Annotated in this window: 13 protein-coding genes and 1 tRNA gene; 7 read left to right on the top strand and 7 right to left on the bottom strand. The window is 43.1% G+C overall.

The annotated features are described in order from the left end of the window. The first annotated feature begins 13 nt into the window (after positions 1-13). Entirely contained in the window at positions 14-1,357 is a 1,344-nt protein-coding gene (locus QX565_RS04985) for a citrate/2-methylcitrate synthase (protein ID WP_289291636.1), read from the top strand. Positions 1,358-1,531: 174 nt separating this feature from the next. Here QX565_RS04985 and pfkA read toward each other — a convergent pair whose 3' ends face one another. The 4 genes from pfkA to porQ all read right to left on the bottom strand — a co-directional run bounded on the left by pfkA (position 1,532) and on the right by porQ (position 5,223). After that, positions 1,532-2,512 carry a 6-phosphofructokinase gene (pfkA, locus tag QX565_RS04980; RefSeq protein WP_002559450.1) on the bottom strand — a complete coding sequence of 327 codons (981 nt, stop codon included), beginning with the start codon at positions 2,510-2,512 and terminating at the stop codon, positions 1,532-1,534. 98 nt (positions 2,513-2,610) lie between these two features. Continuing rightward, positions 2,611-3,489 (bottom strand): 4-hydroxy-3-methylbut-2-enyl diphosphate reductase, encoded by an 879-nt coding sequence (locus tag QX565_RS04975; protein WP_221651368.1) that lies wholly within the window; start codon positions 3,487-3,489, stop codon positions 2,611-2,613. Positions 3,490-3,578: 89 nt separating this feature from the next. After that, positions 3,579-4,268: a (d)CMP kinase gene (cmk, locus tag QX565_RS04970; protein WP_221651369.1), complete on the bottom strand. Its 690-nt coding sequence runs from the start codon at positions 4,266-4,268 to the stop codon at positions 3,579-3,581. A gap of 16 nt (positions 4,269-4,284) precedes the next feature. Beyond that, positions 4,285-5,223 (bottom strand): type IX secretion system protein PorQ, encoded by a 939-nt coding sequence (porQ, locus tag QX565_RS04965; protein WP_221651370.1) that lies wholly within the window; start codon positions 5,221-5,223, stop codon positions 4,285-4,287. A gap of 142 nt (positions 5,224-5,365) precedes the next feature. On the opposite strand from porQ, the gene QX565_RS04960 reads away from it, so the two are divergent. The 6 genes from QX565_RS04960 to QX565_RS04935 all read left to right on the top strand — a co-directional run bounded on the left by QX565_RS04960 (position 5,366) and on the right by QX565_RS04935 (position 10,009). After that, entirely contained in the window at positions 5,366-6,052 is a 687-nt protein-coding gene (locus tag QX565_RS04960) for an energy transducer TonB (protein ID WP_002559454.1), read from the top strand. A gap of 85 nt (positions 6,053-6,137) precedes the next feature. Next, positions 6,138-7,112 carry a polyprenyl synthetase family protein gene (locus QX565_RS04955; RefSeq protein ID WP_289291632.1) on the top strand — a complete coding sequence of 325 codons (975 nt, stop codon included), beginning with the start codon at positions 6,138-6,140 and terminating at the stop codon, positions 7,110-7,112. A 16-nt stretch (positions 7,113-7,128) separates the two neighbouring features. After that, entirely contained in the window at positions 7,129-7,830 is a 702-nt protein-coding gene (locus tag QX565_RS04950; RefSeq protein ID WP_221651372.1) for a hypothetical protein, read from the top strand. A 12-nt stretch (positions 7,831-7,842) separates the two neighbouring features. Beyond that, positions 7,843-8,619, top strand: a complete 777-nt coding sequence (locus QX565_RS04945; protein WP_289291629.1) for a TatD family hydrolase — start codon at positions 7,843-7,845, stop codon at positions 8,617-8,619. Between the two features lie 121 nt (positions 8,620-8,740). After that, a tRNA-Ser gene (locus QX565_RS04940) sits at positions 8,741-8,828 on the top strand. Positions 8,829-9,001: 173 nt separating this feature from the next. Then, positions 9,002-10,009 (top strand): beta-ketoacyl-ACP synthase III, encoded by a 1,008-nt coding sequence (locus tag QX565_RS04935; RefSeq protein WP_048692699.1) that lies wholly within the window; start codon positions 9,002-9,004, stop codon positions 10,007-10,009. Positions 10,010-10,059: 50 nt separating this feature from the next. Here the strand turns inward: QX565_RS04935 and nuoE are convergent, their stop codons facing one another. From nuoE to nuoF, 3 genes are read right to left on the bottom strand one after another with little or no spacing between them, the layout of a single operon-like run. Beyond that, complete coding sequence (gene nuoE, locus QX565_RS04930) at positions 10,060-10,536, bottom strand: NADH-quinone oxidoreductase subunit NuoE (RefSeq protein WP_008766748.1); 477 nt, start codon at positions 10,534-10,536, stop codon at positions 10,060-10,062. A gap of 18 nt (positions 10,537-10,554) precedes the next feature. After that, on the bottom strand, positions 10,555-12,321 hold the full coding sequence (locus QX565_RS04925; protein WP_119200451.1) for an NADH-dependent [FeFe] hydrogenase, group A6: 1,767 nt from the start codon (positions 12,319-12,321) through the stop codon (positions 10,555-10,557). A gap of 11 nt (positions 12,322-12,332) precedes the next feature. Then, complete coding sequence (gene nuoF / locus QX565_RS04920; RefSeq protein WP_289291625.1) at positions 12,333-14,240, bottom strand: NADH-quinone oxidoreductase subunit NuoF; 1,908 nt, start codon at positions 14,238-14,240, stop codon at positions 12,333-12,335. Positions 14,241-14,382 lie beyond the last annotated feature (142 nt).

Below are 14,382 nucleotides of genomic sequence, written 5' to 3'. Positions count from 1 at the left end.
GAGAGATAATTCCATGAAGAAAGAATATTTAGTTTATAAGCTCTCCGAGGAGATGAAGGATGCTACCCGGATTGATAATGATTTATTTCCGAAATATGATGTAAAGCGCGGTTTGCGTAATGAAGATGGTACTGGTGTACTGGTAGGATTGACTAAGGTTGGTAATGTAGTTGGTTATGAGCGTATTCCGGGTGGTGGTTTGAAGCCAATTCCCGGTAAGTTGTTCTATCGTCAATACGATTTGGAAGACTTGGCACATGCTGCAATGAAAGAAAAACGTTACGGATTTGAAGAGGTAGCTTATCTGTTGCTATCCGGTCATTTGCCCGATAAGGAAGAATTAGCTTCTTTTCGTGAATTGGTGAATGACAATATGCCATTGGAACAGAAAACGAAAATGAATATTATAGAGCTGGAGGGTAATAACATTATGAACATTCTGGCTCGTAGTGTTCTTGAAATGTATCGTTTTGACCCCAATCCGGATGATACCTCCCGGGATAATCTTATGAGACAGAGTATTGATCTGATTTCGAAGTTTCCTACTATTATTGCATATGCTTATAATATGTTGCGTCATGCCACCTTTGGTCGTTCGCTTCATATTCGTCATCCGCAGGAAAATCTCTCTATAGCCGAAAATTTCCTCTACATGCTTAAGAAGGATTATACCCAGCTGGAGGCCCGTACTCTTGATCTTTTACTCATGCTACAAGCAGAGCATGGTGGTGGTAATAACTCTACTTTTACAGTACGTGTCACTTCTTCTACCGGGACAGATACTTATTCATCTATTGCAGCTGGTATCGGTTCCTTAAAAGGTCCGCTTCACGGAGGTGCTAATATTCAGGTAGTTGATATGTTCCATCATCTTCAGGAAAATATCCAGGATTGGAAGGATGTAGATGAAATAGATACTTATTTTACTCGTATGCTGAATAAGGAAGTCTATAATAAAACCGGATTGATTTATGGTATCGGGCATGCTGTATACACTATTTCAGATCCACGTGCCTTATTGCTGAAAGAACTCGCCCGGGATTTGGCAAAGGAGAAGAAAAAGGAAGAAGAGTTTGCTTTTCTTGAATTGCTTGAAGAACGTGCAATTGCGATGTTTGGTAAAATAAAAAATAACGGTAAGACTGTATCAAGTAATGTTGATTTCTATTCCGGTTTTGTATATGAGATGATTGGTCTGCCACAAGAAATTTATACTCCGCTTTTTGCAATGGCTCGTATTGTAGGCTGGTGTGCACATCGTAATGAAGAACTTAACTTTGAAGGTAAGCGCATCATCCGTCCTGCATATAAAAATGTACTGGATGTCGGTAAATATATTCCGCTGAATAAACGATAAAAAAGAACGATAGGGTGGTGAAGTTATAGAATTATAAAGTGATAGGGTTATAGGATGCAAGATTTCAAAATTTTACACTTCAGATCTCATTGAAAATCTGAATGGAAAAATAATGGCACTATGCTTCTTGGTTCTATAATCCTATAACTCTACCACTTTATAACTCTATAACCCTTAAATAGAGAGTTCTCTCAGTACGTTCACCAGTTCTCTTTGAATTGGTTTGTCATTCTTAATGGCCTTACTGAATGGTACATATACAATCTCGTCATGTTCGATACCAATCATTACATTACGTTGATCTTCCATTAATGCATCGATTGCTGCGGCACCCATTCTGCTCGCAATGATACGGTCATGAGCGGTAGGGCTACCACCACGTTGTAAATGACCTAATATAGTGACGCGTACGTCGTATTCCGGATATTCATTTTTTACACGCTCTGCGTAATGCATGGCACCACCAGTCAGTTCACTTTCGGCTACTAATACGATACTGCTATTTTTGGATTTTCGGAAACCGCTTTTGATAAACTCTTCCAATTGGTCTACCTCTGTACTAAATTCTGGAATAATAGCGGCTTCGGCTCCTGAAGCAATAGCACCATTCAGTGCAAGAAAACCTGCATCACGTCCCATTACTTCTACGAAAAAAAGGCGCTCATGTGAAGTCGCTGTATCGCGTATTTTATCGACTGCATCCAGAATTGTATTCAATGCTGTGTCATATCCAATAGTTGTATCTGTACCATACAAGTCGTTATCAATTGTACCGGGTAGTCCGATACAAGGTACATCAAACTCTTGTGCAAAAATACGTGCACCGGTCAATGAACCATCACCACCGATAACAACAAGGGCGTCGATTCCCTCTTTTTTCATATTATCGTATGCGAGCTGACGTCCCTCAGGAGTAGTAAATTCCTTGCAACGTGCTGTTTTTAATATAGTGCCACCCAGTTGAATGATATTACTAACATTCTGACTTTTGAATTCGCTGATTTCTCCTGTTACCAGACCTCTATATCCTCTGTATATACCCTTAACTTGCAGTCCGTTATAGATAGCTGCACGTGTCACTGCACGAATTGCAGCATTCATTCCCGGAGCATCTCCTCCGGAGGTTAAAATACCTACACACTTAACTGTTCCCATTACAATCTTATTTTATATTTGACGCTGCAAAGATAACAAAAAGTGTTAGGAAATAAGTTGCATTTGTGTCAAACTGACGGTGGCATTAATAAATAACGTTAAATGATTTTTTTGTCGAGACGTGCTTTGATTTCTGTATAAATCTGTTCCATCAGCCATTTGGGGGTTGAAGTAGCTCCGCATACTCCAATAGAACTAATTCCATGAAATAGAGAGTCATCTATTTCTTCTGCATTATCTATTAAATGAGAATTAGGGTTGACCTTTAGACATTCACTGAATAACATTTTCCCATTAGAACTTTTTTTACCACTGACAAAAAAGATAAGATCATGTGAAGCAGCAAACGTACGTAGGTTAGGCATGCGATTGGCTACCTGACGACAAATGGTATCATAGTATTCAAATGTAGCAGAAGGAGAAATGTGATCTTTGATGTAGTCAACTATTTCCCAGAATTCATCTAACGATTTGGTGGTTTGCGAATAAAGACGGATACTTTTGCTGAAATCGAGCTCTTTAGCTTCTTCTAATTTTTCTATAACAATTGCTTTTCCGGTAGTTTGACCTACTAATCCTAAAACTTCGGCATGTCCATTTTGACCATAAATAACAATTTGTTTTTCTTCTGCATCTTTCTCCTGATATTCTTGCTTGATGCGTTTTTGCAATCGGAGTACTACCGGACAGGTAGCATCAATAATTTCAATATTATTTTCCCGGGCGATTGTATATGTTTCGGGAGGTTCACCATGAGCACGAAGTAATACTTTGGCATTATGTAGTTGCTTGAACTCTTCATGATTGATAGTAATGAGTCCCATTGTTTTTAACCGTTCTACCTCCTTGCTGTTGTGAACAATATCACCCAGGCAATAGAGGGTAACTCCTTTTGCCAGTTCTTCTTCTGCCTTATGAATAGCGGTTACCACTCCAAAACAGAAACCTGAACCTTCATCTATTTCTACTTTGATCATTCCTGGTTTTACGTTTGCAGATTTTTTCAGATGATTCTATGTATTTGTTTAATACTCTCTGCTCTTAATGAGGTCAGATGATACGTAACTTACCCTTTTGCCTTTTGATTATATTGATTAAATAACCATTCTTTCTGCTGCTGGATAGTCAATTCTGTATTATCCAGCAATAGCGCATCATCTGCCTTTCGTAATGGACTCACTTCGCGATGCTGGTCAATATAATCGCGTTGTTTTACATTTTCTAATATTTCATCAAAGTTGGCTTCTTGTCCTTTCGCTTTTAGCTCATCGTAACGCCTTTGAGCACGAATTTCAGGAGTTGCTGTAACAAATATTTTCAACTCGGCATTAGGGAATACTGTAGTACCGATGTCACGTCCATCCATAACAATTCCTTTTTCATTGCCCATGGCCTGTTGCTGTTGGACCATAGCAGAACGTACGAAGTCAAGTGTGCTAATAGGACTCACCTTAGAAGAAACCTCCATTGTGCGAATTTTGTTCTCTACATTCACACCATTTAAGTAAGTATTTGGGCGGCCGGTTTCCGGATCAATCTGGAAAGAAATGTGGATGTCGTTCATTCGTTTTTTAAGCTCTTCGGTGTTAATCGTATCTCCTTTAAAGATACCGTTTTCTATACTATAAAGAGTGACTGCACGGTACATAGCTCCACTGTCTATATAAATATACCCTATTTCACGAGCCAGGTCTTTGGCCATTGTGCTTTTACCACAAGAGGAAAAGCCATCGATTGCTATGGTGATTTTTTTCATTTTATTTGTAATTGTACTATAATGTCATTGAGAGATTGAATAATAAAGAAGAAGAGCTGAGGTGATATTTTGCATAGGCAGCTCCTAATTTGAAGCGTTTGATTTGTATGCCGGCTCCGGCTGTGAGACCTGCCCAATGACTGGAGTCAGCTATTTTCATCTCGTTTTTTCTACGGAAATTGTATCCTAATGAAATATAGAAATTATCTGTTGGCAGAAAGTCTATACCTAACACGGTGTGATCAAAGAAGTTGGAATTTTTCCAATCCGTCAGATTGTATAAAGTTGCTGATACTCGGAAAGGTGCATGTGACAATCGCTTTGTGATACCTACTTGCACATCTACCGGAAGCTTTTCATGTTTATCTTCAAAAGCTACAATTTGTCCTCCTAAGTTACGGGCAACAAGAGAAAAAGAAAAGTCGCTGTTCTGATGATAATAATTCAATCCCAAATCCACTCCAATAGCAAATGAAGAAAATTTCTCGTAATTAGAATAGATGAGATTTGCTTTTACTCCACCACTCCAATAGTCACTCAAGTCATAAGAGTAGATTCCTGAAAATGCCATATCTTTAGCCGAAAAGGTTCCTGTTATTACATTTTCACTGGTTGTTTCTTTCATTGTTCCATAATTCACGAACTGAGCTGTAACTGCCCATGTTGAGCGTTCTCCGGCAACACGTGAGAAAGCTGCACTGGCGGCGTTGACTCCGGCTATATATAACATATAGTTCAGGTTAAGTGTTTTATCCGCTACGCATGACAACAAAGCAGGATTATGGACCGCCATTGTAAGGTCATCCTCTATAATTGATATATTTTCCCCTCCTAATGCTGCTGCATGAGAAGAAAAAGGGATCTTGAGGAATTGGAACACGCTATTATCTTCCTGAGCCTGTATCCGGACCCAAAAAAGGAGTAATACTACTATGAATATATTCTTTTTTAACATTTTGGCAGAAAAAACTGTTCAAATATACTTTATTTCTCAAATATCTGCGTTATATTTGTGGCAGAAAAACACGTGATACTCAAAAGCACTGAGAAACACATCTGATTAAAAGAACGTATTATTAATATTTATATTATAATTTATGGAAGTTAAAAAATCACCTAAAGCAGACCTGGAAGGCAAAAAGTCTACATGGTTGCTTATCGGATACGTGGTTGTATTAGCTTTTATGTTCGTGGCGTTCGAATGGACCGAGCGAGACATAAAGATTGATACAAGTCAGGCTTTATCCGATCTAGTGTTTGAAGAGGAAATGGTTCCTATTACGGAACAAGAACAGAAAATTGAGGTTCCACCTCCACCTGAAGTACCTGCGGCAGCTGAAATCTTGGATATTGTAGATGATGATGCTGATGTAGAAGAAACAATTATAGCATCAAGTGAGGAAACCGGTCAGAAAGTTGAAGTGAAATATGTGCCTGTACAGGTTGTTGAAGAAGAACCGGAAGAACAGGAAATCTTCGATGTTGTAGAAAAAATGCCGGAATTCCCGGGCGGAAATGCTGCCTTGATGTCATATTTGGCTAAGAATATCAAATATCCTACAATTGCTCAGGAAAATGGTACACAAGGTCGTGTTATCGTACAGTTTGTTGTAAATAAAGATGGTAGTATCGTAGATGCAAAGGTCGCACGTAGTGTTGACCCATATCTGGATAAAGAAGCTCTTCGTGTGATTAATTCCATGCCTAAATGGAATCCTGGTATGCAGAGAAACAAACCTGTACGTGTGAAGTATACGGTACCTGTAATGTTTAGATTGCAATAATATTATGTAATATACAGAAAAAGGCTGCCATAAAAGCAGCCTTTTTCATTAGTAATTATTTCTCGTCTTTTTAATTCAAATGACTATGTTTACTGCGCCTCAATTGCTTGATAAAATAAATACCCATGTTTCTGAATTACAGTTTACCCGTTCTCCTAAAGGATTATATGATCCGGTAGAATACGTCTTGTCTTTGGGCGGAAAACGCATTCGTCCTGTATTGATGTTGATGGCTTATAACTTATATAAGGAAAATGTGGAGCAGGTTTATGATCCGGCCATAGGTATTGAAATTTATCATAACTATACCCTTCTTCATGATGATCTCATGGACAGGGCAGATGTGCGTAGAGGTAAACCTACCGTACACAAAGTGTGGGATGATAATACTGCCATATTGTCGGGGGATGCAATGTTGGTACTTGCTTATCAATATATGGCAGCCTGTCCAACGGAATATTTAAAGGAGGTGATGGATATTTTTAGCCTTACTGCTCTTGAAATTTGTGAAGGGCAGCAGATGGATATGGAGTTTGAGCAACGTAGCGATGTTAAAGAAGAGGAATATATTGAAATGATCCGGTTGAAAACAGCAGTGTTGTTGGCTGCCAGTCTGAAAATAGGTGCAATATTGGGCGGAGCATCCAGAGAAGATTCCGAACGTCTTTATGATTTTGGTGTTCAGCTAGGTGTTGCTTTTCAATTGCAGGATGATTTGTTGGATGTGTATGGTGATCCGGTTGTCTTTGGTAAGAAAATAGGGGGAGATATCCTCTGCAATAAGAAAACTTATATGTTGATTAAAGCTTTGGAGCATGCTGATAAGGATTGTTTTGCCGAACTGAATACCTGGATTACTGCTGAAGATTTTGTTCCGGAACAAAAGATCGCTGCTGTAACCGGGATTTATGATAAGATTGGCATAAAGGGTATCTGTAAAAATAAAATGCGTGAATATTATACCCGTGCTATGGAAAGTTTAGCAGTAGTAACAGTGGCTGAAGAAAGAAAAAAAGAATTAAAAAATTTGATGGAACATTTGATGTACAGAGAAATGTAATTAACAGTGTTGTCCGATGCCTTACAGACGTTTACCAAATACAGACCAGGCCAGAATACGAGCGCTGAAATCGGCGGTCGGAAAGGGTGATGTGTATAATGTAAGTGAACTGGCAATATCTTTGAATACTTTATCTGAAGCAAGGAATTTTCTTTCAAAATTTGAGGTTGCTCATAACTATTATATTCAATGTTATAATAACCAGGTGAAGGAAAGTCCAAAGCATCAATCAAATGTAAAGACAGCCCGTTTGTATATTTCTCATTTTATCCAGGTATTGAATTTGTCTGTACTTCGTTCTGAAGTGAAACCTATCCACAAAAAAATATATTGTTTACCGGTTGATAATTATAATGTTCCCGATTTAACATCTGAGGTTGCAATGGTTGAATGGGGAAAACGAATTATTGAAGGTGAGAGAAAAAGAACGTCACAGGGAGGAGTGCCTATTTATAATCCTACTATTGCTAAGGTGAAGGTTCATTATGATATATTTGTTGATAGTTATGAAAGGCAGAAAGCACTACAAGTGTTGACTAACCGTAGTTTAGAAGGATTGGCTGCTATGCGTACCCGTGCTGATGAACTGATATTGGATATTTGGAATCAAGTAGAAGAAAAGTTCCGGAATATATCTCCTAATGAACTCCGTTTAGACAGATGCCGTGACTATGGAGTTATTTATTATTACCGGACAGGTGAAAAACAACCTGAATAGATTAGTTTAATTATGCTTGTTGATTCTCATTCACATCTTTTTTTGGAAGAGTTCTCCGACGATCTTCCACAAGTAATGCAGCGTGCTCACGATGCAGGTGTAACTCATATTTTTATGCCGAATATAGACAGTACAACAATTGGACCATTACTTTCGGTATGTAATACTTATAAAGGATTTTGTTTTCCGATGATGGGATTACATCCTACTTCTGTTAATGAGTCTTATGAAAAAGAATTGGATATTGTTGCACGTCAGTTAGCTCCTTTTAATGAGTATGTGGCTATTGGTGAAATTGGCTTGGACCTTTATTGGGATAAAACTTTTTTGAAAGAGCAACTTATTGTCTTTGAAAAACAGATAGAATGGGCTTTAGAGTATCATTTGCCTATTGTGGTTCATTGTAGAGAAGCTTTCGATTATATATATAAGGTATTGGAGCCCTATAAAAAAAGTGGGTTAAAAGGGATTTTTCATAGTTTTACCGGTACTTCTGAAGAGGCTGCCAGGTTACTGGAATTTCCGGATTTTATGCTGGGAATAAATGGGGTCGTGACATTTAAGAAATCTCACTTGGCAGATGTTTTGAAAGGTATTCCGTTGACACGTATTGTTTTAGAGACTGATTCACCTTACCTGACTCCCGCTCCGAATCGTGGAAAGAGGAATGAAAGTGCCTATATAAAAGATACTTTGATAAAAGTTGCAGAGGCTTATGAAAAGATGCCTGAACGGGTTGCTGAAGCCACATCTGAAAACGCTTTAAAAGTGTTTGGAATGCTCAAATAAGCTTCTAAAGGTTTTAAAATATATTAATTTGGAGTATTTCTTTGAGATAAAAGAGCTAGAATGCTTTAGAAGAAGAAAAAAAAGGATACATTTGTAGCTGAAAAGGCTCAAACCGGTTTAGGGAGAGATGCTCGAGTGGTTGAAGAGGCACGCCTGGAAAGCGTGTATACGCCAAAAGTGTATCGCGGGTTCGAATCCCGCTCTCTCCGCTGAATCTGAAATTTAGTCAAAACTTCTCGTTCTTTAGCCAAAAGTTCTTTTCATAGGTCAAAGTGTCTGGTATTTCTAGTACTCTTCTCTTGTATATCATTCTCTTTTCTGTATATTTGCGCCCGATATTTTTTTGAGATATCACATTTTTGTAATTCTGAAAATAGACTTGATGGATAAAATAAATGCGGTAATTACTGGGGTCGGGGGATATGTGCCCGATTATGTGCTGACTAATGATGAAATTTCTAAAATGGTGGATACCACCGACGAATGGATCATGGGGCGTATCGGCATAAAAGAACGACATATCTTGAATGAAGAGGGGCTTGGAACTTCGTATATGGCCCGTAAGGCCGCCAAGCAGTTGATGCAACGCACAAAGAGTCGTCCCGATGATATCGATCTGGTCATTGTCGCCACTACTACTTCGGACTATCGTTTTCCTTCAACGGCATCTATCTTGTGCGAAAGGCTGGGGCTGAAGAATGCTTTCGCTTTCGATATGCAGGCGGTTTGCAGCGGTTTCCTGTATGCGATGGAAACGGGAGCGAATTTTATCCGTTCGGGGAAATATAAAAAGATTATTATTGTAGGTGCTGATAAGATGTCATCCGTAATCGATTATACGGACCGTGCCACTTGCCCTATCTTTGGCGACGGTGCGGCCGCTTTTATGCTGGAACCGACTACGGAAGAGGTCGGCATCATGGATTCGGTGTTGAGAACGGATGGTAAAGGGCTGCCTTTTCTGCATATAAAAGCGGGAGGTTCCGTATGTCCTCCTTCCTATTATTCATTGGATCATCATCTGCATTATATTTATCAGGAAGGCCGCACGGTGTTCAAGTATGCCGTAGCGAATATGTCGGATTCCTGTGAAGCTATTATCGCCAGAAACCACTTGACTAAGGAGGATATTGATTGGGTGATTCCCCACCAGGCTAACCAGCGTATCATTACCGCTGTGGCGCAACGGTTGGAAGTACCGTCCGAGAAAGTGATGGTCAACATCGAACGTTATGGCAACACCAGTGCCGGCACGCTTCCGCTCTGCATCTGGGATTTTGAGAAAAAACTGAAGAAAGGCGATAATCTGATATTTACCGCATTCGGTGCGGGATTTGCCTGGGGAGCGGTTTATGTGAAGTGGGGATATGACCCCAAAGAAGATGCGTGACATATCGGATACCCGATACGTCACATCCTCTTTTGAAGGGCGGGGGAGACTTATTCCAGTTCCTCGATAATCTTCTTTACATCCACCGGTTGCAGTCGTCCGTACACCTTTTCGCCGATCATCACTACCGGAGCCAGTCCGCAGGCGCCTACGCAGCGCAGGCAATCCAGCGAATACTTTCCGTCGGGGGTGGTTTCTCCGACTTCGATGCCGAGTACCCGCTTGAACTCTTCCAGCAACTTCTCCGAACCACGTACGTAGCACGCCGTGCCCATGCAGACGGAAATCGGATGCTTTCCTTTGGGAGTCATTGTAAAGAAGGTGTAGAATGTCACAACTCCGTAGACTTTCGACACGGGGATTCTGAGTTTGGAGGCTATGATCCGTTGCATCTCTTCGGGCAGATAGCCGTGCAGATGTTGCGCTTCATGCAAAATATTGATTAATTCGCCCGCATTGTTCCCGTGTTTGTCGCAAATCGTCTTGACTTGTTCCACCACATCGCAGGCTAGCTTGATATCTGACATAATAGTACTTGTTTAAAGTTAATCAATCGATTTGTTGAAATAATGCGTGTGCAAGAGCATTTCCGATTTCTCACCCAGCGGTTTGCCGAGATATTCTTCATACAGTTTCTGAATATATGGGTTGTCGTGAGATTTGCGCAAAGGTTTGTTGGCATCTTCCCGGTAAAGGGCGTTGGCACGGGCGTAGAGAACGTCCGAGTTGCCGTGATGCAACGGTTGCCCGCCACCTCCGATGCAGCCGCCGGGGCATGCCATGATTTCGATGACATGATATTCATTATGTCCGTTTCGTATATCTTCCAGTAAGTGCCTTGCGTTGCCTAGTCCGTGTGCGATGCCTACTTTCAGTTCAAATCCGTTCAGGTCGATGGTGGCGCGCCGGACTCCGCTCAGTCCGCGTACCTGTTCAAAGTTGACATTCTTCAGCGGCTGTCCGGTGTAGATTTCATAAACGGAGCGCAGGGCGGCTTCCATGACACCACCCGTCGTACCGAAGATGACACCGGCACCGGTTGATTCTCCCATAGGGTTGTCGAACGGGCTGTCCAGCACGAGGGTAAAGCCGATGTTGGCTCGCTTTATCAGGCGTGCCAGTTCGCGGGTGGAGATGGAGTAATCGACGTCGGGGACACCGTTTACTTTGAACTCGTCGCGGTCACATTCATATTTCTTGGCCAGACAGGGCATGATGGAGACGACTACCAGCTTTTCGCGGGGGATTCCCATTTTCTCTGCCCAGTAAGACTTGGCGATGGAGCCGAACATCTGTTGCGGAGAACGGGCGGTAGAAGGGATATCCAGCATATCCGGGAAGTGGTGCTCGAAGAAGTTTACCCAAGCCGGGCAGCAGGAAGTCAGGATCGGAAGCCGGACGGATTTATCTCCGTCCAGATAGCGTGTCAGTCGGTTCAGGATTTCGGAACCTTCTTCCATGATGGTGAGGTCGGCGGCAAAGTCGGTATCGAATACATAGTCGAAACCCAGTTCGCGGAGGGCGTAAACCATTTTTCCGGTTACCAGTGTGCCGGGAGGCAAGCCGAATTCTTCTCCCAGGGCGGCACGTACGGCGGGGGCAGTCTGGACAATTACGATTTTATCGGGGTCGGCCAAATCGTCCAGAAGGCGGTTGGTGTAATCCCGTTCGGTCAGTGCGCCTACCGGACATACGGCTACGCATTGACCGCAGTAGGTACATTCGCTGTCCTTCATCATTCTGTCGAAAGCAGGGGCTATCGTTGTGTTGAATCCGCGGCGGATGGCTCCCAGTGCGCCGACTGTCTGTACATCGTTGCAGACGCTTTCGCATCGGCGGCAGAAGATACACTTGTCCATGTTGCGCACAATGGAGGAGGTCACTTCCCGTTTGCGGGGAGAAAGTTCGCCGCCGTTGAACGGCATTTCACGGATGTTGAAACGCAGTGCCAGTGTCTGGAGTTCACAGTTGCCGCATTTGGGACAGGTGAGACAGTCGTTGGGATGATCGGAAAGGATCAGTTCGGCTACCACTTTCCGGGCGCTCATCACGCGTAGGGTACTGGTTTTCACTACCATCCCTTCCGTGCAACGGGTAGCGCAGGCGGGAGCCAGATTGCGGCGTCCTGCCACTTCGACTACACAGATGCGGCAGGAAGCGGGATTGTTCTTGATACAGGTTCCTTTCAGGTCGATGTGACACAGCGTAGGTATGTTGATGCCGATTTTGCAGGCGGCTTCGAGGATCGTGCTTCCTTCGGGTACGGTGATAAAGTGACCGTCTATCTGGAGGGTAATTTGTTTTTCTTCCATAGCAGTAGATTTTAGCAGACAAGAATAGCTTTGAATTTACAGCGTGCCATACACATGCCGCACTTGATACATTTCTCGGGGTTGATGACATGAGGTTTGCGTACCAAGCCGCTGATGGCATCCGCCGGACAATTCTTGGCACATAGGTGGCAACCGATACAAAGTTCCGGATTAATGGTATAGGTCAGCAGGGACTTGCATTGTTTGGCGCGGCAGGTCTTGTCTCTGACATGTTCCAGATATTCGTCACGGAAGTTGTCGAGGGTAGACAGTACCGGATTCGGGGACGTTTGTCCCAGTCCGCAGAGTGCCGTGTCCTTTATCACCCGTCCGAGGGTGGCAAGCGTGTCCAGGTCTTTTTCCGTGCCCCGTCCTTCCGTTATCTTGTTCAGCAGTTCCAGCAGGCGTTTGTTGCCGATACGGCATGGGGTACATTTACCGCAGGATTCTTCGACGGTAAAGTCGAGATAGAAATGGGCGACGGATACCATACAGTCATCTTCATCCATCACGATCATGCCTCCCGATCCCATCATGGAACCGGCTGCCAGCAGGTTGTCGAAGTCAATGGGAGTATCCAGATGTTTCTCCGTCAGACAGCCTCCTGACGGACCGCCTGTCTGTACGGCTTTGAATTTCTTTCCTCCCTTGATGCCTCCGCCGATTTCGTAGATTACTTCCCGCAGGGTAGTTCCCATCGGTACTTCGATCAGTCCGACATTGTTGATCTTTCCGGCAAGAGCGAAGACTTTGGTTCCTTTGGAGCGTTCCGTTCCGATGGAGGCGAACCATTCGGCGCCTTTGGTCAGGATAATGGGAATATTGGCGAGGGTTTCCACATTGTTCACATTGGTCGGTTTGCCCAGATAACCGGATTCGGCGGGGAAAGGAGGTTTCAGGGTCGGCTCTCCCCGTTTTCCTTCCATCGAGTGGATGAGGGCGGTTTCCTCGCCGCAGACGAACGCGCCTGCTCCGTAACGGATCTCTATGTCGAAGCTGAAATCTGTCCCCAAGATGTGGTCTCCCAGTAATCCGTATGCACGGGCTTGCTCAATCGCTTTTTTGAGGCGGTTGATGGCCAGCGGATATTCGGCGCGGATGTAGACCAGTCCTTTGGAGGAACCGATGGAGTAACCGCAGATGCACATCGCTTCTACAATAGAGTGCGGATCGCCTTCCATAATGGAGCGGTCCATGAAGGCGCCGGGGTCGCCTTCATCGGCGTTGCAGACAACGTACTTTACGTCCGATACCTGCTTACTGGCAAATTCCCATTTCAAGCCGGTGGGGAAACCGCCCCCACCGCGTCCCCGCAGGCCGGAGCGTTTGATGACGTCGATGACGTCGGCAGGCTGTTTGTTGAGAAGGCAGTCGGCCAGTGCGAAGTATCCTTCACGGGCGATGTATTCTTCTATATTTTCGGAGTCGATGAATCCGCAGTTGCGCAAGGCGATGCGGAGTTGTTTCCGGTAGAAGTCCATGTGTTTGGAGTCACTGACAGTTTGTTCGGTCTTCGGGTCTATGTAGAGTAGCCGTTCGATTCTTCGTCCTCCGATGATGTGTTCGCTGATGATTTCCTCCGCATCTTCGGGAGTGACTTGGGTATAGAACGTATTGTCAGGAATGATCTTTACGATGGGGCCCTTTTCGCAGAAGCCGAAGCAGCCTACTGTGATGACGTCTACTTTGTCGGTTATCCCGTTTCTTTCAATGGCTTTTTGAAGATTTTCAGTGATGCCCTGACTGGAAGAGGCTTTACAACCGGTACCTCCGCAAATAAGAATCTGGAGGTGTGCTGTTCCGGACGCCAGCCCGCAACATTTTTCGGAAACCTTTTCATTACTTTCTTCGCGCAATGAAAGATGGTGCTCCGCTCTCTTCCTGATTATTTGCAAATCATGGATAGATAGTATTTTCATAAGTATCAGAATTGTTAGATTTCTGCAAATATAATTCTTTGTTCGGAATTAACGCTTTGTTTAGAGAAAATAAATATTCTTCTTTGGTGCCGGCTTGCAGAAGTATGGTATGAAATCTTTATTTTTAACACTTTTAATAGAC

The organism is Bacteroides sp. 41_26 (assembly GCF_949740115.1).
In the GTDB taxonomy this organism is placed as follows: Bacteria; Bacteroidota; Bacteroidia; order Bacteroidales; family Bacteroidaceae; genus Bacteroides; species Bacteroides nordii.
This window is presented reverse-complemented; position numbering and strand designations above follow the sequence as displayed.

Coding starts and splice junctions, on each gene's coding strand:
- QX565_RS04985 (WP_289291636.1), top strand. CDS start 14: ATGAAGAAAGAATATTTAGTTTATAAGCTCTCCGAGGAGATGAAGGAT.
- pfkA (WP_002559450.1), bottom strand. CDS start 2,512: ATGGGAACAGTTAAGTGTGTAGGTATTTTAACCTCCGGAGGAGATGCT.
- QX565_RS04975 (WP_221651368.1), bottom strand. CDS start 3,489: ATGATCAAAGTAGAAATAGATGAAGGTTCAGGTTTCTGTTTTGGAGTG.
- cmk (WP_221651369.1), bottom strand. CDS start 4,268: ATGAAAAAAATCACCATAGCAATCGATGGCTTTTCCTCTTGTGGTAAA.
- porQ (WP_221651370.1), bottom strand. CDS start 5,223: ATGTTAAAAAAGAATATATTCATAGTAGTATTACTCCTTTTTTGGGTC.
- QX565_RS04960 (WP_002559454.1), top strand. CDS start 5,366: ATGGAAGTTAAAAAATCACCTAAAGCAGACCTGGAAGGCAAAAAGTCT.
- QX565_RS04955 (WP_289291632.1), top strand. CDS start 6,138: ATGTTTACTGCGCCTCAATTGCTTGATAAAATAAATACCCATGTTTCT.
- QX565_RS04950 (WP_221651372.1), top strand. CDS start 7,129: ATGCCTTACAGACGTTTACCAAATACAGACCAGGCCAGAATACGAGCG.
- QX565_RS04945 (WP_289291629.1), top strand. CDS start 7,843: ATGCTTGTTGATTCTCATTCACATCTTTTTTTGGAAGAGTTCTCCGAC.
- QX565_RS04935 (WP_048692699.1), top strand. CDS start 9,002: ATGGATAAAATAAATGCGGTAATTACTGGGGTCGGGGGATATGTGCCC.
- nuoE (WP_008766748.1), bottom strand. CDS start 10,536: ATGTCAGATATCAAGCTAGCCTGCGATGTGGTGGAACAAGTCAAGACG.
- QX565_RS04925 (WP_119200451.1), bottom strand. CDS start 12,321: ATGGAAGAAAAACAAATTACCCTCCAGATAGACGGTCACTTTATCACC.
- nuoF (WP_289291625.1), bottom strand. CDS start 14,240: ATGAAAATACTATCTATCCATGATTTGCAAATAATCAGGAAGAGAGCG.